Genomic DNA, 20,296 nt, shown 5'->3' on the forward strand with positions numbered 1-20,296 from the left:
GAGCCGCCTTGATGGTTGCCTGGGTCCCGGATCGCTCTGGTCGCTTCCCCAAGCGTCCGCACTACACCCAGCAGGAGCTCGACCGTGAATGCGAGGCGATCGTCGGGCGCTTCCTCCGCGAGAAGTACGGCAAGGTCGAGTATCCCCTGACCACCAATGATCTCACCATCCTTGTCGAGAGCTTCTGCTCCGACGTGGACCAGTACGCCGACCTCTCTGCCGAAGGAGCCGACGTGGAGGGGATGACCGAGTTCTTCCCCGACATCGCACCCAAGATCTACATCTCGGAGCGAATCGCGGCGGACGAGCGGCGCGAAAACCGCCTGCGGACGACGCTCTCGCACGAGCTCGGCCACGCCCACTTTCACCGGCTTCTCTTCGCCGAGCTCTTCGCACCCGGCGCCTTGTTCTCCCGCCGACCCTCCGAAGCCAAGATGGTGTGCAAGCGGGACAACATGTTGGGCGCCAAGGAGGTGGACTGGATGGAGTGGCAGGCTGGCTATGCCAGCGGCGCCTTCCTGATGCCCGCCTCCGCCCTGCGGCGGCACCTGTCCGCCTTCTGCTCCAGCCGGGGGCTCCATACGGCCATCCCCGTCGATTCGCCCGATTCGCGGGAAATGCAGCAGGCGGTCATGGAGGGCTTCCAGGTCTCAGCGGATGCTGCGCGCGTCCGCCTGCTGAAGCTCGGGTTCCTCACGAATCAGGCGGGTCCGCCGTCTCTCTTCGGCTGAGACAGGGCTTCTACGCGCATCAGCGTATCTTTTCGCTTGCTTGCGATCATGCGCTTTTGATACGCCGATTAGCGGAGCGCCGGATCGTCCGGTGCTGACCTGATCGAAAGCCCTCCCCCGTGCCCACCGTTCCCGACTTCATCCGGAGGACGCCGCCGGCGTCCCTCCGCACTTACTTCACCGCCATCGGCGCCGAGTTGCCCCAGGATATCGCCTGGGACGGACCCGCCAACGACGTCATCGCGCCCCTGCTGCGTGCCGTCGACGACATGGCCGATGCCGATCGCCTGCGCGTCGTGAACGATGCCGAGCGGGTCGGCGCCATGGCCGACGAGCCCGGGCAGGCAGCCCTCTACGCGGTCTGTGACGATCATGCGCGCCTCGACGCCATGGAAAACGGGCATGCCCGCGCGCTCTGGGTGTTCCTGAACGACTCCACCACCTTCCGTCACGCCGAGGAGGTGCGCTTCGCCGACGACAAGCGGTTCGGTCGGATGTGGGACGGCTTCCTGAGCCAGCGTGCGCTCCCCGTCGCGCGCGACACCGCTGCGATCGGCCGCTTCAGGCAGGCCGTCGCGGAGCGCTTCGGCAGTGCCAATGTCGAGGTCGAGATCTGCGACCGCTCCCGGCCGATGCTGGACGGGCCCGATGCAGCGCTCGTGCAGGCCGCGGTCTATCGCGAGGGCCGGGCGGGCGACGTGCTGGAGTTCGTCAATGGCCGGCTCTCCCGCCGCCCCCACAGGCCGGTGGTCGAGGCGGCCCTGACCTATGAGCCGGCGACAGGTGCGATCGAGGTGGTGGCGGCAGCGCGGGAAACGCGTGAGGCGCTGGTCCGCCTGTTTGCGGAGCACCTCCTGGGCACGGCCTTCCAGGGCGAGCGGCTCCCCATCCGCCAGTTCCGCCTCGATCGGCTGCGGCAGACGTTCGACTTCCCGACCGACATGGCCGACGGCATCGACTCGGTGCGCATCACGATGATGAGGCTGATGCCCCTCGAAACGCAGCGCGAGCGCATCACCCTCGAATGCATGCGCGGCGCCGAGAGCACGATCTGGCAGCTGGCGGCGGACCGCCTGAACGGCCAGGAGCAGGGGATCGAAGGCTACGCGATCACCGCCGTGCGGCTGACCATCAAGTTCCGCGCGGCGCCCGGGACCCGTGGCGGCCGCACCCTGCCGGTGACCATCACCATGCCCAAAGGCTGCGATCTCAAGGACCGCACCGAGCGGGAGCGCATCATCGGGGAGAAATACCTCCGCCGCTGGGGCCTCCTGCGGGATGTCTGATCGCCCGCCGCAGCTCGACGCCGAGGCGGTGGACCTGCTGCTCCAGGTGCTGGAGCTCAGGGAGCCGGTCCTGTCCGGCGCTGCCGCCGAGCTTTCGCCCCGGCCGGCGGCGGTGCTGGCGGCGGCCGGCCTGCTCGTGCCGCATGGTCATGAGGACGTCAGCGCATCCCAGGCCGATCACGACGATACGCCTGTTTCACTGATCTGGTCCGAGGCGCATGGGGGATTCGCCTACTTCAGTCCCGCGGTCGGCTTGGCGCCCGTTCCCCCGGAGCGGCAGGTTCGGTATCGGGTCGATGCCGCGGCCATGCTCGATGCCTTGGCCGCGCGACTGGATCGCCCGAGCAACCAGGCGGCCTTTCCCCTCATCGATGGGGTGCTTTGGGAGATCGGCGAGGTGCGCCTCGGTCGGCGCCCCGCGCGCGTGCCGCTCTGGTTTGCCCGGCGCCTCGTCAACCCTGCGGTGGTGCAGCAGGTTGTCGGCGCCGCGCGCGCTCGGCCGCACAATCGGCTGCGCGTGATCCTCACCAGCGCGCGGCCTTCCCGCGTGGCTGAAATCGAGATTCCCGGTGCCGCGGTGGTGGCGCTGCGCGACGTATTGGCCGCACCGGACAACCTCGCCATCAGCCCCGATATCCTCGATGCCCGGCTGCGCGGCGTGCCAGCTGAGCAGGACGGCCGGCCTCTCGTCCTGTCGTCCGATGGCCGGCAGCTGCGCATCGGCACCCAACCCCCGATCGCCTTCACGTCGGACGCCCACATCGCCGCCATCCGCAAGCTGGTGGATGCCTACTATCGCGGCGAGAGGCTGCCGATCCGCGAGCTCACCGACCTCGGCAGCCCCGCTCGTCTGTTCGGCGCCAAGAGATGGGCCGTGCTCAAGCGCCACATCACCACGGTGAATGGCCTGTGGGGCTTCGACCTATAGGCCGTTTTCTCCCTGTTCTTCTCCCGACTGCCGGCTCGTTCTTCTCCCTGCCGTGACGCGACCTTCCCCGCAGTTCTTCGAGGGAAGTCGCCATGTCCGTCAGGCACCTGCACCAGGCCGATCTGGCCCGCCGCTGGAATGTCAGCCCGCGCACGCTGGAGCGCTGGCGCTGGCTCGGCCAGGGGCCGCGCTTCCTGAAGATCGGCGGCCGCGTCGCCTATCGCCTCGAGGACATCGAGGCGTTCGAGGCGGCGCAGATCCGCACCATCAGCGGCAGCACCGGCGAGCATCGCCCTGCCGCCTGATCGCACCCGGCCTTGCTGCCGGGTCCTCCTGGGAATGCAACACCGCCGCAAGGCGGAAATACCAGGACGGTCAGCTCCGCCGCGTCGGGGCCCGGCAGCACCTTCACCGACGGAACCGGAGCGCGACGACGAAGGAGTCACGCTTCCATGTTCAAGCCCAAGCCACCGCCGCTCGACCAGCTGCGTCAGTCCTACGGGATGGCGTCGCTGCCGGACTGCATCAAGACCGATGCCGTCGGCGAGTACGGCCACGCGATCAGCAAGCCGATCGGCCAGTCCACGATCGACGACATCGCCTTCGCCATCCAGTCGCTGAGCACCGAGAGCACCGCGCTCTTCAGGCGGCTCGACGCGCTGCGCCAGCTGCATGATCGCACCCGCCGCGCCGGTGGTCTGGGTGCGCACCTCGCGATCGAGAGCGCCATGCGGGTCCAGGAGGGCGGCCAGTGAGCACGCCCTTCAACCAGACGCAGCCGGGTGGCTTCCGCATCATCACCGCCGACGAGCGGATGGCCGAACAGCGGGGCATCAAGGGCGTGCTCACTGGCATCTCGGGCATCGGCAAGACGTCGCAGCTCTGGACGTTGGATGCGGCCCGGACGCTGTTCGTGAACCTCGAGGCCGGGGAGCTCGCCGTGCAGGGCTGGCCCGGCGATGAAGTCCGCGTGCGCAGCTGGGAGATGGCGCGCGACCTGGCGTGCTGGATCGGCGGCCCGAACGCGGCCATGCGGCCCGACCAGCCCTACGACACGACCCACTATGAGCGCGTCTGCGCCGCCTTCGGCAGCCCGGAGCAGCTGGCGAAGTATGATACCATCTTCGTCGACAGCATCACCGTCGCCTCGCGCCTCTGCCTGCAGTGGTGCAAGGGCCAGCCGCAGGCGGTGTCGGATCGCAGCGGCAAGCCCGACCTGCGCGGCGCCTACGGGCTGCTGGGCCAGGAGATGATCGGCTGGCTGACCCACCTGCAGCACACGCCGAACAAGAATGTCTGGCTGGTCGGCCTGCTCAACAAGCAGCTCGACGACTTCAACCGCCCGTACTTCTCGCTGCAGGTCGAGGGCAGCAAGACCGGCCTCGAGCTGCCCGGCATCGTCGATGAGGTCATCACCCTCGCCGAGCTTCCGCGCGAGAAGGAGGCGCCGATCCGCGCCTTCGTCTGCACCACGCTGAACGCCTTCGGCTACCCGGCGAAGGATCGCAGCGGTCGCCTCGCCACCCTGGAGGAGCCGCATCTCGGCCGGCTGATGGAGAAGATCCGCCGGCCGCTGACGACGCCGCCGACGGCGCAGTTCCAGATCACCCTGCCCGCGGCGGAGCCCGCGATCCCCACCAACTCGACGCCGCAGGAGGGCTGAGCCATGTCCGGCAGCTTCACGCACGACTTCAACGGCGCCGAGGCGCAGCAGAACGCCTTCGAGGTGATCCCCGCCGGCACGCTGGTGAAGGTCCGCCTCACCATCCGGCCCGGTGGCGTTGGCCCGGAGGGCTGGGTCACGCAGAGCCGCACCAGCGACGCGCAGTACCTCAACACCGAGGCGGTGATCCTGGAGGGACCGCACACCAAGCGCCGGATCTGCACGCGCATCGGCCTGCGCGGGAAGGGTGCGCAGGGGGCGGACGACGCCTACGGGAACCGCGGCCGCTCGCTAATCCGCGGCATCCTGGAGAGCGCCCGCGGCATCGCCTCTAAGGATGCCTCCGATCGCGCCCGTGCCGCGCGCACTATCCGCGGCTACGGCGACCTGAACGGGATGGAGTTCCTCGCCCGTGTCGGCGTCGAGAAGGACAAGACCGACCCGCGTGACGAGGGGCGCAACGTCATCGCCGCGGCGATCGGCCCGGAGCACGCGGACTACGCCCGCCTGATGGGTGCGGCACCGGCGGCGACGCAGCCCATGCTGCCCGGCCCGACGACGCCGGCGATCGGCGGCACCGCGCCCCCCTGGGCCGCCGCCCAGCCTGCCCAGCCGCCCGCGGCGGCGGGCAACGCGCCCTTCTGGGCGCGCTGAGCGGGAGGCCCACCATGATCCCGCGCGACTACCAGCGGGCGGCGGTGGACGCCGCCCGCGCCAAGACGGCGGCGCACGGCAACACGCTGGTCGCGCTGCCGGTCGGCGCCGGCAAGACCGCCGTCGCCGGCTTCTTCATCGGTGAGGAGGCGGCAGCAAAGCCCGGCTCCCGCTTCCTGGTGCTGCAGCACACGGACGAGTTGATCGAGCAGAACCGGGCCACGATCGGCCGGGTCGCCGGCCTCCCCGCCTCGGTGGTGAAGGCCGAACGCGACGACTGGTCCGGCCAGATCGTCTTCGGGAGCGTGCAGACGCTGGCGCGCTCCGCGCGGCGCGCCCGCATGGGGCAGGTCTCGCACCTCGTCATCGACGAGGCCCACCGCGCGGCCGCGGACAGCTACCAGGCCATCATCGCCGACGCCCGCGCCGCCAACCCGAAGCTCAAGCTGCTCGGCCTCTCGGCCACGCCGGAGCGCGGCGACGGGCGCAGCCTTCGCAAAACCTTCTCGAACATCGCCTACCACCTGCCGATCTCCGCGCTGATCGCCCAGGGCATCCTGGTGCCGCCGCGCACCTTCACCATCGACGTTGGCGTCTCCGACGACCTGGATCAGGTCGGCGCGACGGCCGGCGACTTCGACATGGACGCCGCCGCCAAGGTGCTGAACCGGGCAGTGGTCAACGAGGCGGTGGTCGAGCACTGGCACGAGCGTGCCGGCGACCGCCGCACCATCGCCTTCTGCGCCACCGTCGCCCATGCCGAGGCGGTCGCCGCGGCCTTCCGTGCTGCGGGGATCACCGCCGAGACGGTCACCGGCGAGATGCCGGCGAAAGAGCGCGCCGCGCTGCTCGCCCGCTTCGACCGCGGGGAGGTGCAGGTCATCACCAACTGCATGGTGCTGACCGAGGGCTTCGACAGCCAGCCGGTCGCCTGCATCGTCGTGCTCCGCCCGATGCTCCACCGCGGCACCTTCATTCAGGCGATCGGTCGCGGGCTGCGGAAGGTCGATCCGGAGCGCTTCCCCGGCGTGGTGAAGACCGACTGCGTCGTCCTCGACTTCGCCGGTGCCGCGCACCGGCATGGCTCGATCGAGCACGATGGTATGCTCGCCGAGGAGAAGGACGAGGGGCCGGGCCAGGCGCCGTACAAGACCTGCCCGGACTGCGAGGCGGAAGTTCCGCTCGGAACCATCGCCTGCCCCTTCTGCGGCCATGTTTGGGAGCGAATGCTCCGCGAAAAGCGCCCCCTGCAGTGCTTCGGGCTGACCGAGATCGACCTGCTGGACCGCTCGCCCTTCCGCTGGTGGGACATGCACGGCGACGGCCACGCGATGATCGCCTCCGGCTTCGACGCCTGGGCCGGCGTGTTCTTCGACGGGGAGCACTGGCACGCGGTCGGCAAGCTGCGCCAGGGGCGCCTCCGGCATCTCGGCGTCGGCGAGCGCGCCCAGGTCCTGGCCGGGGCCGACGACTTCCTGCGCCAGGCTGAGACCGGGGCCGCCGCCACCAAGAGCCGCCTCTGGCTGAACCACCCCGCCAGCCCGCGCCAGCGCGAGCTGCTGGTGAAGGCCGGGGACGCCGATCCGGCGCTGGACTTCGGCCTGTCGAAATACGCGGCGAACTGCCGGCTGAACTTCCTCTGGCACCGGCCGCAGATCCTGGCCGCGGTGTTCCCCGGCGGCCTGGGGAGGGCGGCATGAGCCGGGAGCACGACGATGTCCCTCGCGCCCGCGCCTCGCTCGCTCTGCGCCGTGTGCAGGCGGCCCGCGCGCGGCTTTGGCTGGTTCGACCCGACCTCGGCGAAGCCGCCGCGGCCCTCGGTCTCCTTCTGCTCCATCACCTGCCAGGGCTGGTGGGTGCGCTTGGCGCGGCGATCCACCGCCATGGTTGATCTCACTGAACAGGAACGGGCCGCCATGCGCGCCGCGATGCGCGCGATGGCCGAGGTGATGGCGGAGATCGGCTGGACCACTCCGCTCAATGCGTTGTCGGAGCAGCAGGTGTTGACGCTCGCGGAGGTGGCCGTCGGCGCCTTCCAGGACGCCATGCGGGCCTCTGCCTCCCCCTCGACGCCGGAGGTCCCGTTCTGATGACGGACGCCAGCCTCGACTTCAATCACCGCCCGAAGCCGCCGACCGCGGCAGAGGCGATCAACGACCTGATCGATGCAGCGCTGGTGGCGGAGAACGGCACGCGAGCGCGCCGCGAGTATCTTGGCGGCTCGCGGCTGGGCGATCCCTGCGCGCGGCGCCTGCAGTACGAGTTCCTCGACGTCCCGCGCGACCCCGACACCAGCTTCTCGGGTCAGACGCTCCGCATCTTCGCGGTGGGGCACGTCTTCGAGGATCTGGCGATCGGTTGGCTCCGGCGCGCCGGTTTCGACGTGCGCACCCGCAACCGTGCCGGCGAGCAGTTCGGCTTCTCGGTCGCGGGCGGGCGCGTGCAGGGCCACATCGACGGCGTGGTCGTCGCGGCGCCCACGCCGGCGCAGGCCGTCGTCGCCGTGCCGGCGCTGTGGGAGTGCAAGTCGGCCAACGCCCGGAACTGGAAGGAGATGGTCCGGCGCGGCGTGGCCGCGGCGAAGCCAATCTACGCGGCGCAGATCGCGCTCTACCAGGCCTACATGGGCCTGACCGAGGTGCCTGCCCTGTTCACCGCGGTGAACAAGGACACCGCCGAGCTCCACCACGAGCTCGTGCCCTTCGACGGCGCGCTCGCCCAGGCCACCAGCGATAAGGCGGTGCGCGTCCTGCAGGCCTGCGACGCCGGCGAGTGGCTGCCCCGCGTCGCGGCCGAGCCCGAGCACATCGAGTGCACCCGCTGCCCCTGGCGCACGCGGTGCTGGTCATGAGCGCCGCCGAGGTGATCCCGCCCATGCCGGTCGCCCCCGATGCCGCTATGGTCGCGGCCTATGCCGACATGGTCTTCGGCTGGTGCGAGGGCTGGGTCGCGGTCCGCGCCCTCGCCGAGAAGGGTGGGCCCGACCGCGCACCGCACACCCCCTTCCTGCCCGCCGATGCCGAACTGCCGGCGAAGCTCGCCGTCCAGGCGCAGTGGGCTGCCGAGACGGGCATGGCGCTCTACGTCATCCCCGGCACGGTCACCGAGCCCGGCCAGGCCAGCGCTGAGCACATCGCGCAGATGCAGGTGGTGCTGGTCGATCTCGACGGCGGCGATATCGCAGCCAAGCGGGCGTACCTCCTCCAGCACCTTGGCTCGCCCACCCTCGAGGTCGCCTCGGGTGGCATCACGCCGGAGGGCCAGGAGAAGCTCCACCTCTACTGGCGGCTGACTGAGCCCGCCACCGGCGAGGACCTCGCAACCATCTGCCGCCTCCGGCACGCGATCGCGGTGAAGGTTGGGGGCGACCCGGCCTTCCGGTCGGCGCACCAGCCGATCCGCGTCGCTGGCTCGGTGCACGCGAAGGGCGGCCACCAGCGGCTGGTCGCCATCCGCGAGAGCACCGGTCGGGACCGCGACCTGACCGAACTGGCCGAGGCGGTGCTGGCCATGCCGCCGCTGGCCGGCATCGGCGCCGCAGTAGCCATGGACACGGGCGGCGATCCCCTCGACTTCAACGGCGCGGGCTCAGCCCGCGGCGATGTCACGGAACTGTTCGGCCGGCAGATTCGGGAAGGCGGCGCCGACGGGGTCACCCGCTTCGAGGCGCTGTCCCGCATCATCGGCTACTGGATCCGCCGCTGCCAGGACGGCTTCGTCACCGCGGCCCAGGCCTGGCAGGAGATCTGCGACTACAACACCGCGCGGATCAGCCCGCCCTGGCCCGAGGACCGGCTGCGTCACGAGGCCGAGCGGCTGTGGCGCAGGGCAGAAGCCAGCCATGCCGGTGCGGGCGCCGCCGACCCCGACCATGACGAGGTTGGTGGCGACGGCACCGGCGATGATGGCGCGCTGCCGATCGGATTCACCGAGGACGCGCTCGCGGCCGAGTTCAGCGAGCAGCACGGCGAGGACTGGCGGCACGTCGCGGTCTGGGGTGCCTGGCTCAACTGGACAGGCTGCCGGTGGGAGCGCGAGGGCACCCTGCGCGCTTTCGATCTGGCCCGCCGCGTCTGTCGCGCCGCGGCCAACCGCGCGAACAGCAACAAGGTCAGGACGAAGCTGTCGCAGGCATCGACGGTCGCGGCCGTCGAGCGCCTGGCCCGCGCCGATCGCCGCCACGCCACCACCGCCGAGGTCTGGGACCGCGATCCCTGGCTGCTGAATACCCCGGCCGGCGTCGTGGATCTGCGCACGGGCGCCGTCGCCCCGCACGACCGCGCTCTCTGCATGACGAAGATCACCAGCGCGGCATCCCATGGGGAATGCCCGGCTTGGGTTGCCTTCCTCGCCCAGGTGACCGGCGGGGACGTCGAGCTGCAGGCCTACCTCCGCCGGGTGGTCGGCTATGCGCTCACCGGCGTCACCACCGAGCACGCGCTCTTCTTCCTCTACGGCACGGGTGCGAACGGCAAGTCAGTCTTCGCCAACACGCTGACGGCGCTGCTCGGCGATTACGCCACTGTCGCGCCGATGGACATGTTCATGGCGACCACCGGCGATCGCCACCCGACCGACATGGCCGGGCTTCGGGGCGCCCGCATCGTCACCTCGATCGAGACCGAGCAGGGCAGCCGCTGGGCAGAGAGCAAGCTGAAGGCGCTCACCGGCGGCGACCGCATCACCGCGCGCTTCATGCGGCAGGACTTCTTCGAATTCACCCCGCAGTTCAAGCTGCTGGTCGCTGGCAACCACAAGCCGTCCATCCGCAACGTCGACGAGGCGATGCGGCGGCGGCTGCACATGGTGCCCTTCACGGTCACGATTCCGCCCGCCCAGCGCGACAAGCGCCTTCCCGAGCGGCTGCTGGCGGAACGCGACGGCATCCTGGCCTGGGCGCTGCAGGGCTGCCTCGAATGGCAGCGTGTCGGGCTCCGCCCGCCCGCAACGGTCCTGGCCGCCACCGACGAGTACTTCGAAGCCGAGGACGCCCTTGGCCGCTGGTTGGTCGAGTGCTGCGAGCGCGGCGTCAACCACGTCGAGGCGACGGCGGTGCTCTTCGCGAGCTGGAAGGCGTGGGCGGAGGCAGGCGGCGAGTACGTCGGTTCGGTCAGGCGCTTCTCCGACAACCTCCTCAATCGTGGCTTCGAACTGCACCGCAAGGGCTCCGCACGCCAGCTGCGCGGGCTTCGGCTTTGCCAGTCGCCGGCGCCGGCTGGCGCCATCCAGTTCTGAAAGGGATGCAGCGCATGAACGCGAAAAACGGCCAAGGCTCGGCCCTTCGAGTGACGCAGATGACGCAGGCTACCCAAATACCCGTTCGCGCGCGCACACGCGCACGCGTGACGGGTGTTTCCGGATCCAGCGTCATCTGCGTCATCGACCCGGCACCGCCGACGGGAAGCCTGCTCGCCCTAGACCTCGGCAGCACCCTCGGCTGGGCGGTGCGACTGGCCGACGGCACCGTCACCTCCGGCACCGCGACCTTCCGGCCGGGACGCTTCGAGGGCGGTGGCATGGGCTGGCTGCGCTTTCGCCGCTGGCTGGACAGCATGGCTGCCAGCGCCGGCCCGCTCGGCAGCATCGTCTTCGAGGAGGTCCGGCGCCACGCCGGGACGACCGCCGCCCACGTATATGGCGGCTTCCTCGCGCACCTCACCGCCTGGTGCGAGGGCAGCGGCGTCCCCTACCAGGGCGTACCGGTCGGCACGATCAAGCGCTTCGCTACCGGCAAGGGCAACGCGCCGAAGGACGCGGTGATCGCCGCGATGCGGGCCCGCGGCTTCACGCCGACGGACGACAACGAGGCGGATGCCCTCGCGCTGCTGTTGTGGGCAATCGATGCCCAGGGCGGTGCGCAGTGAGGCTGCAGGGGGGGCCATCCTTCCCGCGGTCGCCGCTCGGGCGGGAGCCGAGCCCGGCGAATGCCGTCGACCTCGAGGCCATGCGCCGGCGCGTCTGGCGCGAGCAGGGCGTCGTCGCGCTCCGCCTCGATGACATCACCGATCCCTGGCTTCGCCAGGCACTTACCAACGAAGCGATGCGGCGCTGGGGGCCGCGGAACGGAGGCACGACCCATGGCCGCTAAGCGCAAGAAGAAGATCCGTGTCCAGCAGGAAAGCCTCGCCATGCCGAGCCGGTGGCGCCTTCAGCATGGCGGGTTCAGTGAGCCGATCCGTGAGGCCGATCCGGAGACCGGCGTACCCGTCGTGCATCGGCGCGCGGTCGACACGCTGGGTCAGATGCTCGCCAACGGCACCATCACCCAGGAAATGCATGACGCCGGCGCGGTCTTCCGGCGGCAGTTCCGCGCGGCTGCACTGGATGCGCTGCGTGGTGCGGCCCTGGTCCGCCTGCCTGCTGCGACGGGCGAGACCATGACCGAGCGGCAGGTTCAGGCCCGTCGTCAGGTCTCCGCTGCAATGGAGGTGCTGGGTGGCCCTGGCGGGGCCGCGGGTAGCTGCGTCTGGCACGTGGTCGGCCTCGAGTGCTCAGTCCGCGAGTGGGCCATGCGGCGAGGATGGGGCGGTCGGGCTGTGCCTGCCAGCCAAGCACAGGGAATGCTGGTCGCGGCACTCTCCGTGCTGGCGGGTCACTATGGACTGATCCTTCCCTCATCGCCCGGCAGCGGTATGGTATCGAGCAGGAACTGTGCACCCTGAAAATTGGCGAGTTCGTCATTAGGCCATGGCTGTTTCTCGGATTGCTGATCTCCCTGCTCCAGTCACAGCGGCCAAGGCTGACTGGCTTGTAGCGTCGGACTGGATTGGCTTCACACCGGTCGGCGACAGTCCAGATGCAGCAGGACGATGCCAGGCAACCATCGCGGCGCAGGCAGGCAACGGCTACGTCATCGAGTACATAACGCGCGACTTCGGAACGCCGAAGGCGGGCTACTTGACCGATCCCGCTTATCTGGAGGAGCGAGCTGCGCATGCTGCCGTCGCCGGACGGCTCGTGGCCATTCATCGCCTTCGCGCCTCTTCGCTGCCGCTTCGCACCATCATCGGCGAAGACGACTACAACCGTATACAGGACATGTGGGACGAAGATGGTCGGCGGCGTCGGTGGTCGGTGGCGTTTCCGATCGTCGAGAGTTACGAGATCCCGACGAAGCCTCTGGCCCGCGACGTCCTCGGGCCAGAGGCGATGCAGCGAGTCTTCGCGCATCCGTCAGCGACGCTACGACCCCTGAATGACGACGAGCGAGCCCGCATCGCCGCCCTGCCACTATCGGTCAGGACCACGCGAAATGCCTGGATCGGCATACAGGCTGACATCATGGCCGCCGAGCGCAGCGAGATCGATTCCCGCATTGCCCGCGAGATCGATCGCGACTTGGGTTCGAAGGCCGCGGAAGGCATGACTGTCGAGCAATGGACGAAGGTGCGACTACGGGCGGCGTGGCTTGCACAGCGCTTTGTCCGTGAACGCCAGAAGGACAACTCGCTCAAGTGCGATGACTGCGGCTTCGATCCGGCATCGCGGATCGACGGCACGCCCGTCAAGGCGCGATCTCTTCTGGATGTTCACCACCTTCATCCTCTGGAGGAGGGCCGACGCGTCACAACCCTCGCCGACTTCAGGCTGCTGTGCCCGACCTGCCATCGGTTGGAGCATGCACTCGTTCGTGCGAGGCTTTCGCAGTCCGCTTGAGCAAAACGAAAAGAAGCGTGGCACAGCGAATGAATGTCGCGTTGCCCGCTGAAACTCGCTCGGGCTACTGTTCGGACACTCGTTGAACTGCGCACGCGCCGCGGCTCACCAGCCACAGCGTAGCTCTGTCGAGACAGTGGCTCGCGAACCGCAGGGTCCTTCCTGGCCCCGCTGTATGCGGGGGGCGGAAGCGCGCGACATCGCTAGCGCTTGGCCGGAAATATGGTTCGCAGTTCGCACCAGTTGGCCGTGATCTCAATCGCTTAGCTGCGAACCATGGCCGCGTCGGTTCGCAGCCGCGGTTCGCACGGTTCGCACCCCTCCTGATCCCGGATGGTTCGATGACGCTCCCCTGGATGGCAGCGAAGATCCTGCTGCGCCCGGTGGCGGAGCTGCGCGCGCATTCCGGCAACGCGCGCGTGCACGGCGCTGCGCAGATCGAGCAGATCAAGGCCAGCATGCTGGCCTTCGGCTTCACCAACCCGCTGCTGGTGGACGAGGGGGGCGTGCTGATCGCCGGTCACGGCCGGCTCGAAGCCGCGGTGGCACTCGGCATCGATAAGGTGCCGACCATCGTGCTGCGGCATCTCTCCGCGGCGCAGAAGGAAGCGCTGCGCCTCGCCGACAACCGCATTGCGGAGAACGCGACCTGGGACCAGGCGCTGCTGCGCGACGCGCTCGCCGCGGCGCAGGCGGCGCCGGACCTCGACCTCGCGACGCTTGGCTTCTCGGCCGCGGAGCTCGACGACATCCTCGCGGCGGCTGGAGATGCCGTGTCCGACGGCGACGCGCCCGAGGCCCTGTCGGCGCCCGCGGTCCAGGGGGGCGGGGACGGCGCGGCGGAGACGGAAGCGCAGGCGGAGGATGATCCCGCCGATGCCGAACCCGACCCGCCGCGCCAGGCCGTCACCCGGCCAGGCGACCTCTGGACCCTCGGCGAGCACCGGCTGCTCTGCGGCGACAGCACCGATGCCGCGTCGGTAGCCCGCGTCATGGGCGAGGACCGCGCGGCGCTGCTCTTCACCAGCCCGCCCTACGGGAACCAGCGCGACTACACCACAGGCGGGGTCTCGGATTGGGACGCGCTGATGCGCGGCGTATTCCAGCACCTGCCGGCGGCCCTGACCGAGGATGGCCAGGTGCTGGTGAACCTCGGCCTGATCCACCGCGAGGGCGAGTGGCAGCCCTACTGGCAGGGCTGGCTCGACTGGATGCGCGCGCAGGGATGGCGTCGCTTCGGACTCTACGCCTGGGACCAGGGGCCCGGCCTGCCTGGGGACTGGAACGGCCGCCTCGCCCCGGCCTTCGAGCTGGTGTTCCACTTCAACCGGGAGTCCCGCGCGCCGAACAAGATCGTGCCCTGCAAATGGGCCGGCACGCCGAACAAGGGCAGCGGCCTCCGCGCCGCGGACGGCGAGGTGAAGGCCTACACCCACATCGGCCTGCCTGTGCAGGAGATGCGGATCCCGGACAGCGTGCTGCGGATCACCCGCCACAAGGGGCGCGGCATCGAGACCGGGCATCCGGCGGTGTTCCCCGTCGCGCTGCCCGAGTTCCTGATGCGCGCCTACACGGCCGAGGGCGACGCCGTGTTCGAGCCCTTCTCGGGGAGCGGGACCACCATCCTGGCTGGCCAACGCACGGGCCGGCGCGTGCGCGCCATCGAGCTCGCGCCGGCCTATGTCGACCTCGCGATCGCCCGCTGGCGGACGCTGCACCCCGAACTGCCGGTGACGCTCGCCGACGATGGCCGCGACTTCGACACCGTGGCTGCGGGCCGCGCGGAGGTGCTCCCCGATGCTGCGTGACCTCACGGTCGCCTCCATCCCGGTCGCGGCGCTCGTTCCCTACGCGGAGAATGCGCGCACGCACTCCGACGACCAGGTGGCCCAGATCGCTGCCTCGATCGCCGAGTTCGGCTTCGTGAACCCGGTCCTGGTGGACGCCGCCGGCGTGCTGGTCGCCGGCCACGGCCGTGTCATGGCCGCGAAGCGCCTGGGCATGGCCGCGGTCCCGGCGATCCGGCTCGCCCACCTGACCGAGGCGCAGGCCCGGGCGCTTCGTCTCGCTGACAACCAGATCGCGCTGAACTCCGGCTGGGACGAGGCCCTGCTCGCCGCCGAGATCGCCCGTATCCGCGACGAGGCGGTGGTGGACCTCGACGTCCTCGGCTTCTCGGGCATGGAGCTCGACCGGCTGCTGGCCGCCGCGGATGCCGGCGTCCAGGACGACGCCGACGATGCCCCCGAACCGCCGGCCACCCCCGTCACACGCGCCGGCGATCTGTGGCGCTGTGGGGACCACCGCCTGCTGTGCGGCGATGCCACGAAGCTCGGCGACGTGCAGCGCGCCCTCGGCGCCGACCGCCTCGCCGACATGGCCTTCACGGACCCGCCCTACAACGTCGCCTACCAGGGCGGCACCGCGGCCAGGATGACCATCGCCAACGACGCGCTCGGCTCCGGCTTCCTCGACTTTCTGCGCCCTGCGCTGGCGAACCTGCTCTCGGTGACGAAGGGCGCCTGCTACGTCTGCATGTCCTCATCCGAATGGCCGACGCTGCATCGCGCCTGGCAGGAGGCGGGCGGCAAGTGGTCGAGCACGATCATCTGGGCGAAGAACACCTTCGCCCTCGGCCGCGCCGACTACCACCAGCAGTTCGAGGCGATGCTCTACGGCTGGAAGGCGGGCGCGCAGCACTACTGGTGCGGCGCGCGGGACCAGGGGAACGTCTGGCACTTCGACAAGCCGGCCAGGAACGACCTGCACCCCACCATGAAACCGGTCGCGCTGGTCGAGCGCGCGATCCGCAACAGCAGCAAGCAGCGTGACACGGTGCTCGACCCGTTCGGCGGCTCCGGCACGACGATGATCGCGGCGGAGCGCACCGAACGGCGCGCGGTGCTACTCGAAGTCGACCCGGCCTATGCCGACGTGATCGTCCGGCGCTGGCAGGAGGCGACTGGCCAGGCTGCCATCCTGGACGGCGAGGATCGCGCCTTTGCGGACATCGCCGCGGCACGCGACGCCGCTGCACCCTGAGCGCGTGGGCGCGGCAGGCCACGGTGTTCCCCCGGCGTTACCGGCGCCAGAGGCGTCGGATCCGCAGGAAGGCGCGATAGCCGACCTCGAGGATGGGAAGCACGAGAGCGGAGGACGCGATCCGCCCCGCCCAGGCGAGTCTGGGGAGTTGCCGCCAGAGCTCCGCGAAGGCGGCTGCGCCGGAGGCCAACGTCCCGTCCGCCCGACGCACATGCATGCGCGCCAGCGCCGCGTCGCGCGACAGGTCCGGACCCAGGGCCTCGGCGCCGCAGGTCGAGACGTCGACGAAGGCGAGGCGGTCACCTCCGTCCGCCTTCCGGTACTGCGCGATCTCGTGCGAGCAGACCGGACAGGCGCCGTCGTAGTAGATCGTGGCGGTTGGCTGCGTGCTGGTGCGGTCCATGGCCGAGAGATGGCCCGCCGCTGGCGGCCCGCCAGGGTGCTGGTCGATGGCCGCCGCCCTGAGGATCGGCTAATCCGGAAACGCCAATCTTCGCAATAAGATAACGCTGCATCGTGCTTGGCTCGGGCGCGGCACAGCGCGAATGGTCCGTCACGCGCAGGGGATGCCCTGCACCAGAGGACGGAGACCAGCATGACCGACCGCGAAGCCCGCGCCACGCGCAACCAGCAGAAGAGCCTCGAGGCCTTCCTGCAGCAGAAGGCCCGCTTCGACGCGATGGTCGCCGAACTGCAGCAGATGAGCGCGGATCACTTCGGCGCGGATCCAGAGGAGGTCCTCTGGGGCAAGGCCGCGACGCTCGAACACTGGAACAGCCGGCTCGCGAGCGTGACGGATTGCTACTTCAAGCGCGGCGAATTCGCCGAGTAGTGCGCGGCACAACCCGCCGCGGCCCCGACCGGCAGCGCCGGCGGGGCTCCCGGCAGTAGGGGCCGATGGTCGGCACCCGACACCGGAGACCAGCACGATGACGAAGCTTTCCGACACCCAGCGCGTGATCCTGAGCGCCGCCGCGCAGCACGAGATGGGCCTGGCCCGCGCGCCGAAGACCCTGCCGGCCGCCGCCCGCAACGCGGTGTTCCGCAGTCTGATCAAGAACAACCTGCTGACCGAGATCAACGCCCCGCGGGAGCATGTCGGGCTCGGCTGGCGCCAGGATGAGGACGGGACCTGGATCGTGGCGCGCATCACCGACGACGGGCTGCGCGCCATCGGCATCGACCCGAACGCGGGCGACGCTGGCGAGGAGGACGAGCAGCGCGCCGAGGCCATCGCGCTCCGCAACGCCGAGCGCCGCGCCGCCGCGGAGGCCGGCGCGACGGGCGCGGACACGGCGCCCACGGGCGGGGCGGAGGAGGCGCCGCGGGACGAGGACGCCCCGGCGCCTGAGGCGACCCAGGGCGCGCCAACGCCCGCCCCGCGCGCGACCCTGCGCGACGCCGCCGCGGCGGTGCTGGCCGCCTGGGACGACGAGGCCAACCGCGAGACGGACATCATCGCAGCCCTCGACGGGCCGATGGCGGCCCTCCGCGCCACCCTGGCCGGCAAGCCGCCCCGCGCCGCGCGCGAGCCCGGCGCGCCGCGGAAGCCGCGCGAGGGCACGAAGCAAGAGGCGGTGCTCGCCCTGCTCCGCCGCGAGGAGGGCGCCACCATCGCCCAGATCTGCGAGGCCACCGGCTGGCAGGGTCACACGGTCCGCGGGTTCTTCGCGGGCCTGAAGAAGCGCCAGGGGATCGAGGTGCAGGTGCTGGAGCGGGTGCGCCAGGTCGGCCTGAACAAGGAGGGCGCCCGCGGGTCCTACACGATCTACCACCTGCCGGCCTGAAGGCCTGGTCGGACGCATCGAGGGCCCGCCGCCGGAAGGTAGCGGGCCCTTGCCCGTCATGGACACCACGGGCGGCGGGAGGTCGCCGCCATGCCCGAGCTGACGCCGTCCACCCGCGAGGCCGCCCGCCGCATCGGCATCACCGAGACGGCGCTCCGCAAGGCCGAGCAGACGAACCGCATCGCCCGCGAGCCGGACGGCCAGTGGGACATCGACAAGACCCGTCGGCGCCTGGTCGAGACTGCGGATCCCGCCCGCTCGCCGCTGGCCAATGGCGGGGGCGGCGGGGCGGAGGGAACGCCCTATGCCCGACTGAAGGTCGCGCAGCTCGCGCTGAAGGTCGAGGCGCAGCGGCTTGCGCTCGACGAGAACAAGCGTCGTCTGCTCGACGCCGCAGAGGCCAACGCCACGATCGACGAGATCGCCGGCGCGATGCGCGACGCGCTGCTGAACTGGCCGGCCCGCGTGTCCGGCCTGATCGCCGCGGAGCTCGGCGTCGACCCACACCTGCTGCAGACAATCCTGCAGGGGCACATCACCGACTTGCTCTCGGAGGCGGCCGATCGCTTCGACCCTCCAGGCCTCGGCGGAGATCGGGCCGCGGACCCGTGACCATGTCCGGCGCCGGGCGGGGAGCATGCTCCGCCCGCCGCCGCAGATCCGCGTGTCAGAATGGGCCGACCGGCACCGGATCCTCGGCAGCCGCGCCTCCTCCGAGCCCGGCCCCTGGCGAACGAGCCGGACGCCGTACCTGCGCGAGGTGATGGACGCGCTCTCGGCGGTGCATCCGGCCCGGCGCGTCGTGTTCATGAAGGGGGCGCAGGTCGGCGCCACCGAGGCCGGCAACAACTGGCTCGGCTACATCCTGCACCACGTGCCCGCGCCGGTGCTGGCGGTGCAGCCGACCGTCGAGCTCGCGAAGCGCTTCTCGCGCCAGCGGGTCGACCCCTTGCTGGAGGAGACCCCGGCCCTCCGGGAGCGGGTGGCACCCGCCCGCGCGCGCGACAGCGGCAACACGCTGCTGTCGAAGGAATTCCCCGGCGGCATCCTCGTGCTGACCGGTGCCAACAGTGCGGTCGGGCTGCGCTCGATGACGGCGCGGTTCCTGTTCCTCGACGAGATCGACGCCTATCCCGGCGACGTCGAGGGCGAGGGCGACCCTATTGCGCTGGCGGAGGCCCGCGCCCGCACCTTCGGCTGGCGGCGCAAGGCCTTCCTGGTCTCGACGCCGACCATCGCCGGTCGCAGCCGGATCGAGCGGGAATATGCCGCCTCCGACCAGCGGCGCTACGTCGTGCCGTGTCCCCACTGCGGCGAGATGCAGTGGCTGCGGTTCGAGCGGCTGCGCTGGGAGAAGGGCGACCCGCGCTCGGCGCGCTACCACTGCGAGACCTGTGACGAGCCGATCGAGGAGCACCACAAGACGGCCATGCTGGCCGGCGGCCAGTGGCGGGCCACGGCGGAGGCGCAGGACCCGCACACGGTCGGGTTCCACATCTCGTCCCTCTACGCGCCTGTTGGCTGGTATTCGTGGGAGCAGGTCGCGCGGGACTGGGAGGCGGCCCAGGGCAAGCCGGAGGACCTCAAGACCTTCCGGAACACCGTGCTCGGCGAGACCTGGCAAGAGCGCGGCGAGGCGCCGGATTGGGAGCGCCTGGTCGAGCGGCGCGAGGACTTCCGGATGGGCGTCGTGCCCGCCGGCGCGCTCTGTCTCACCGCCGGCGTGGACGTCCAGGACGATCGCCTCGAGTGCGACGTCTGGGGCTGGGCCGAAGGTTTCTCGTCGTGGCTGGTCGACCATGTCGTGATCCCCGGGAGTCCGCGGGAGCGGGCGCCTTGGGACGCGCTGGCGACGCTGCTCGCGCGGGACTGGCCGCGCCAGGGCGGCGGCGCGATGCGCATCGCGCGGCTCTGCGTCGACACAGGCGGCCGCGACACCGCGGCGGTCTACGGCCATCTCCGTCGGCTACGGGATCCGCGGATCGCGCCGACCAAGGGCGTGGACGGCTGGAACCGGGCGCAGCCTGTGCAGGGCCCGACGCCCGTGGACGCGATGGTCGACGGGCGCAAGCTCCGCCGCGGTCTGAAGCTCTGGACCGTCTCGGTCTCGACCTGGAAGGCCGATCTGTATCGCCGCCTCTGGCTCGGCCGCGGCGACGCGGCGGAGTTCCCGCCCGGCTGGGTGCACGTGCCACAGGGCATCGAGGCGGAGTGGGTGAAGCAGCTCGTCGCCGAGCAGCTGCACACCGTGAAGGACCGCCGCGGCTTCGCGCGGCAGGAATGGGCGAAGCTCAGGGAGCGGAACGAGGCGCTAGACTGCGCGGTGCTGGCGCGCGCGGCGCTCTGGCTCCTCGGCGCCGACCGCTACGGCGAGCGCTTCTGGGCGCAGCTCCGCGAGCAGGTCGCCAACGCCCCGCTGCAACCGAGCGAGCTTCCCACTAGCGGGAATGTCGCTCCGCTACCGCCGCCGCAGGTCGCGACCGACACCCACCGCCCGCGCGGCTGGCTCGCGCCGCGCTCGGGCTGGCTGCGCTGAAAGGGAGGACGCA

21 protein-coding genes are annotated in these 20,296 nt (G+C 70.7%); 20 read left to right on the forward strand and 1 reads right to left on the reverse strand.

Translation table 11 applies throughout. From position 1 onward, the window contains the following. Positions 1–11: 11 nt before the first annotated feature. The 16 genes from ACI6QG_RS09605 (at position 12) to ACI6QG_RS09680 (ending at position 15,960) form a co-directional block, all read left to right on the forward strand. Positions 12–731: an ImmA/IrrE family metallo-endopeptidase gene (locus ACI6QG_RS09605; protein WP_149537227.1), complete on the forward strand. Its 720-nt coding sequence runs from the start codon at positions 12–14 to the stop codon at positions 729–731. Between the two features lie 119 nt (positions 732–850). Then, complete coding sequence (locus tag ACI6QG_RS09610; RefSeq protein ID WP_149537226.1) at positions 851–2,017, forward strand: hypothetical protein; 1,167 nt, start codon at positions 851–853, stop codon at positions 2,015–2,017. Continuing rightward, on the forward strand, positions 2,010–2,945 hold the full coding sequence (locus ACI6QG_RS09615; protein WP_149537225.1) for a hypothetical protein: 936 nt from the start codon (positions 2,010–2,012) through the stop codon (positions 2,943–2,945). Before ACI6QG_RS09610 ends, ACI6QG_RS09615 begins: the two co-directional genes overlap by 8 nt. 92 nt (positions 2,946–3,037) lie before the next feature. Then, positions 3,038–3,250, forward strand: coding sequence for a helix-turn-helix transcriptional regulator (locus ACI6QG_RS09620; protein ID WP_149537224.1), 213 nt, complete (start codon positions 3,038–3,040; stop codon positions 3,248–3,250). Between the two features lie 147 nt (positions 3,251–3,397). Continuing rightward, complete coding sequence (locus ACI6QG_RS09625) at positions 3,398–3,700, forward strand: hypothetical protein (protein ID WP_149537223.1); 303 nt, start codon at positions 3,398–3,400, stop codon at positions 3,698–3,700. Next, positions 3,697–4,608, forward strand: coding sequence for an ATP-binding protein (locus ACI6QG_RS09630; protein WP_235907651.1), 912 nt, complete (start codon positions 3,697–3,699; stop codon positions 4,606–4,608). Before ACI6QG_RS09625 ends, ACI6QG_RS09630 begins: the two co-directional genes overlap by 4 nt. A gap of 3 nt (positions 4,609–4,611) precedes the next feature. Further along, complete coding sequence (locus ACI6QG_RS09635; RefSeq protein ID WP_407024365.1) at positions 4,612–5,262, forward strand: hypothetical protein; 651 nt, start codon at positions 4,612–4,614, stop codon at positions 5,260–5,262. A gap of 14 nt (positions 5,263–5,276) precedes the next feature. Further along, positions 5,277–6,962: a DEAD/DEAH box helicase gene (locus ACI6QG_RS09640; RefSeq protein ID WP_149537221.1), complete on the forward strand. Its 1,686-nt coding sequence runs from the start codon at positions 5,277–5,279 to the stop codon at positions 6,960–6,962. Between the two features lie 15 nt (positions 6,963–6,977). Continuing rightward, a complete protein-coding gene (locus ACI6QG_RS09645; RefSeq protein WP_207791935.1) occupies positions 6,978–7,352 on the forward strand; it encodes a DUF6511 domain-containing protein in 375 nt (124 codons plus the stop codon). Beyond that, on the forward strand, positions 7,352–8,113 hold the full coding sequence (locus tag ACI6QG_RS09650; protein ID WP_149537220.1) for a hypothetical protein: 762 nt from the start codon (positions 7,352–7,354) through the stop codon (positions 8,111–8,113). The genes ACI6QG_RS09645 and ACI6QG_RS09650 overlap by 1 nt, the downstream gene beginning before the upstream one ends. After that, on the forward strand, positions 8,110–10,497 hold the full coding sequence (locus tag ACI6QG_RS09655; RefSeq protein WP_207791934.1) for a phage/plasmid primase, P4 family: 2,388 nt from the start codon (positions 8,110–8,112) through the stop codon (positions 10,495–10,497). The genes ACI6QG_RS09650 and ACI6QG_RS09655 overlap by 4 nt, the downstream gene beginning before the upstream one ends. Before the next feature lie 5 nt (positions 10,498–10,502). Next, positions 10,503–11,126: a hypothetical protein gene (locus ACI6QG_RS09660; protein WP_491630728.1), complete on the forward strand. Its 624-nt coding sequence runs from the start codon at positions 10,503–10,505 to the stop codon at positions 11,124–11,126. A gap of 213 nt (positions 11,127–11,339) precedes the next feature. Beyond that, positions 11,340–11,924, forward strand: coding sequence for a DUF6456 domain-containing protein (locus ACI6QG_RS09665; protein WP_149537219.1), 585 nt, complete (start codon positions 11,340–11,342; stop codon positions 11,922–11,924). A 25-nt stretch (positions 11,925–11,949) separates the two neighbouring features. Next, the gene (locus tag ACI6QG_RS09670) at positions 11,950–12,918 is read left to right on the forward strand and encodes an HNH endonuclease (protein WP_407024366.1); all 969 of its coding nucleotides are present in this window, start codon (positions 11,950–11,952) and stop codon (positions 12,916–12,918) included. Between the two features lie 341 nt (positions 12,919–13,259). Beyond that, the gene (locus ACI6QG_RS09675) at positions 13,260–14,726 is read left to right on the forward strand and encodes a site-specific DNA-methyltransferase (RefSeq protein WP_149537217.1); all 1,467 of its coding nucleotides are present in this window, start codon (positions 13,260–13,262) and stop codon (positions 14,724–14,726) included. After that, positions 14,716–15,960 (forward strand): site-specific DNA-methyltransferase, encoded by a 1,245-nt coding sequence (locus ACI6QG_RS09680; RefSeq protein WP_149537216.1) that lies wholly within the window; start codon positions 14,716–14,718, stop codon positions 15,958–15,960. Before ACI6QG_RS09675 ends, ACI6QG_RS09680 begins: the two co-directional genes overlap by 11 nt. A 37-nt stretch (positions 15,961–15,997) precedes the next feature. Here ACI6QG_RS09680 and ACI6QG_RS09685 read toward each other — a convergent pair whose 3' ends face one another. After that, positions 15,998–16,363 (reverse strand): thiol-disulfide oxidoreductase DCC family protein, encoded by a 366-nt coding sequence (locus ACI6QG_RS09685; protein ID WP_149537215.1) that lies wholly within the window; start codon positions 16,361–16,363, stop codon positions 15,998–16,000. Between the two features lie 192 nt (positions 16,364–16,555). On the opposite strand from ACI6QG_RS09685, the gene ACI6QG_RS09690 reads away from it, so the two are divergent. From ACI6QG_RS09690 to ACI6QG_RS09705, 4 genes are all read left to right on the forward strand, one after another. Beyond that, positions 16,556–16,792 carry a hypothetical protein gene (locus tag ACI6QG_RS09690; protein WP_149537214.1) on the forward strand — a complete coding sequence of 79 codons (237 nt, stop codon included), beginning with the start codon at positions 16,556–16,558 and terminating at the stop codon, positions 16,790–16,792. A 97-nt stretch (positions 16,793–16,889) separates the two neighbouring features. Continuing rightward, complete coding sequence (locus tag ACI6QG_RS09695; protein WP_235907650.1) at positions 16,890–17,747, forward strand: DUF3489 domain-containing protein; 858 nt, start codon at positions 16,890–16,892, stop codon at positions 17,745–17,747. Positions 17,748–17,837: 90 nt separating this feature from the next. Beyond that, positions 17,838–18,359 carry a hypothetical protein gene (locus ACI6QG_RS09700; protein WP_149537213.1) on the forward strand — a complete coding sequence of 174 codons (522 nt, stop codon included), beginning with the start codon at positions 17,838–17,840 and terminating at the stop codon, positions 18,357–18,359. A gap of 25 nt (positions 18,360–18,384) precedes the next feature. Then, positions 18,385–20,283 (forward strand): phage terminase large subunit family protein, encoded by a 1,899-nt coding sequence (locus ACI6QG_RS09705; protein ID WP_407024367.1) that lies wholly within the window; start codon positions 18,385–18,387, stop codon positions 20,281–20,283. The last annotated feature ends 13 nt before the right edge of the window (positions 20,284–20,296 follow it).

The organism is Sabulicella flocculans (genome assembly GCF_045449635.1).
Taxonomy (GTDB): Bacteria; Pseudomonadota; Alphaproteobacteria; order Acetobacterales; family Acetobacteraceae; genus Roseococcus.

What these genes read in the sequence shown, in the direction of transcription:
- ACI6QG_RS09605 (WP_149537227.1), top strand. Translation starts at nt 12, where the DNA reads ATGGTTGCCTGGGTCCCGGATCGCTCTGGTCGCTTCCCCAAGCGTCCG.
- ACI6QG_RS09615 (WP_149537225.1), top strand. Translation starts at nt 2,010, where the DNA reads ATGTCTGATCGCCCGCCGCAGCTCGACGCCGAGGCGGTGGACCTGCTG.
- ACI6QG_RS09620 (WP_149537224.1), top strand. Translation starts at nt 3,038, where the DNA reads ATGTCCGTCAGGCACCTGCACCAGGCCGATCTGGCCCGCCGCTGGAAT.
- ACI6QG_RS09625 (WP_149537223.1), top strand. Translation starts at nt 3,398, where the DNA reads ATGTTCAAGCCCAAGCCACCGCCGCTCGACCAGCTGCGTCAGTCCTAC.
- ACI6QG_RS09635 (WP_407024365.1), top strand. Translation starts at nt 4,612, where the DNA reads ATGTCCGGCAGCTTCACGCACGACTTCAACGGCGCCGAGGCGCAGCAG.
- ACI6QG_RS09640 (WP_149537221.1), top strand. Translation starts at nt 5,277, where the DNA reads ATGATCCCGCGCGACTACCAGCGGGCGGCGGTGGACGCCGCCCGCGCC.
- ACI6QG_RS09645 (WP_207791935.1), top strand. Translation starts at nt 6,978, where the DNA reads ATGTCCCTCGCGCCCGCGCCTCGCTCGCTCTGCGCCGTGTGCAGGCGG.
- ACI6QG_RS09650 (WP_149537220.1), top strand. Translation starts at nt 7,352, where the DNA reads ATGACGGACGCCAGCCTCGACTTCAATCACCGCCCGAAGCCGCCGACC.
- ACI6QG_RS09655 (WP_207791934.1), top strand. Translation starts at nt 8,110, where the DNA reads ATGAGCGCCGCCGAGGTGATCCCGCCCATGCCGGTCGCCCCCGATGCC.
- ACI6QG_RS09660 (WP_491630728.1), top strand. Translation starts at nt 10,503, where the DNA reads ATGCAGCGCATGAACGCGAAAAACGGCCAAGGCTCGGCCCTTCGAGTG.
- ACI6QG_RS09665 (WP_149537219.1), top strand. Translation starts at nt 11,340, where the DNA reads ATGGCCGCTAAGCGCAAGAAGAAGATCCGTGTCCAGCAGGAAAGCCTC.
- ACI6QG_RS09670 (WP_407024366.1), top strand. Translation starts at nt 11,950, where the DNA reads ATGGCTGTTTCTCGGATTGCTGATCTCCCTGCTCCAGTCACAGCGGCC.
- ACI6QG_RS09675 (WP_149537217.1), top strand. Translation starts at nt 13,260, where the DNA reads ATGACGCTCCCCTGGATGGCAGCGAAGATCCTGCTGCGCCCGGTGGCG.
- ACI6QG_RS09680 (WP_149537216.1), top strand. Translation starts at nt 14,716, where the DNA reads ATGCTGCGTGACCTCACGGTCGCCTCCATCCCGGTCGCGGCGCTCGTT.
- ACI6QG_RS09685 (WP_149537215.1), bottom strand. Translation starts at nt 16,363, where the DNA reads ATGGACCGCACCAGCACGCAGCCAACCGCCACGATCTACTACGACGGC.
- ACI6QG_RS09690 (WP_149537214.1), top strand. Translation starts at nt 16,556, where the DNA reads ATGACCGACCGCGAAGCCCGCGCCACGCGCAACCAGCAGAAGAGCCTC.
- ACI6QG_RS09695 (WP_235907650.1), top strand. Translation starts at nt 16,890, where the DNA reads ATGACGAAGCTTTCCGACACCCAGCGCGTGATCCTGAGCGCCGCCGCG.
- ACI6QG_RS09700 (WP_149537213.1), top strand. Translation starts at nt 17,838, where the DNA reads ATGCCCGAGCTGACGCCGTCCACCCGCGAGGCCGCCCGCCGCATCGGC.
- ACI6QG_RS09705 (WP_407024367.1), top strand. Translation starts at nt 18,385, where the DNA reads ATGCTCCGCCCGCCGCCGCAGATCCGCGTGTCAGAATGGGCCGACCGG.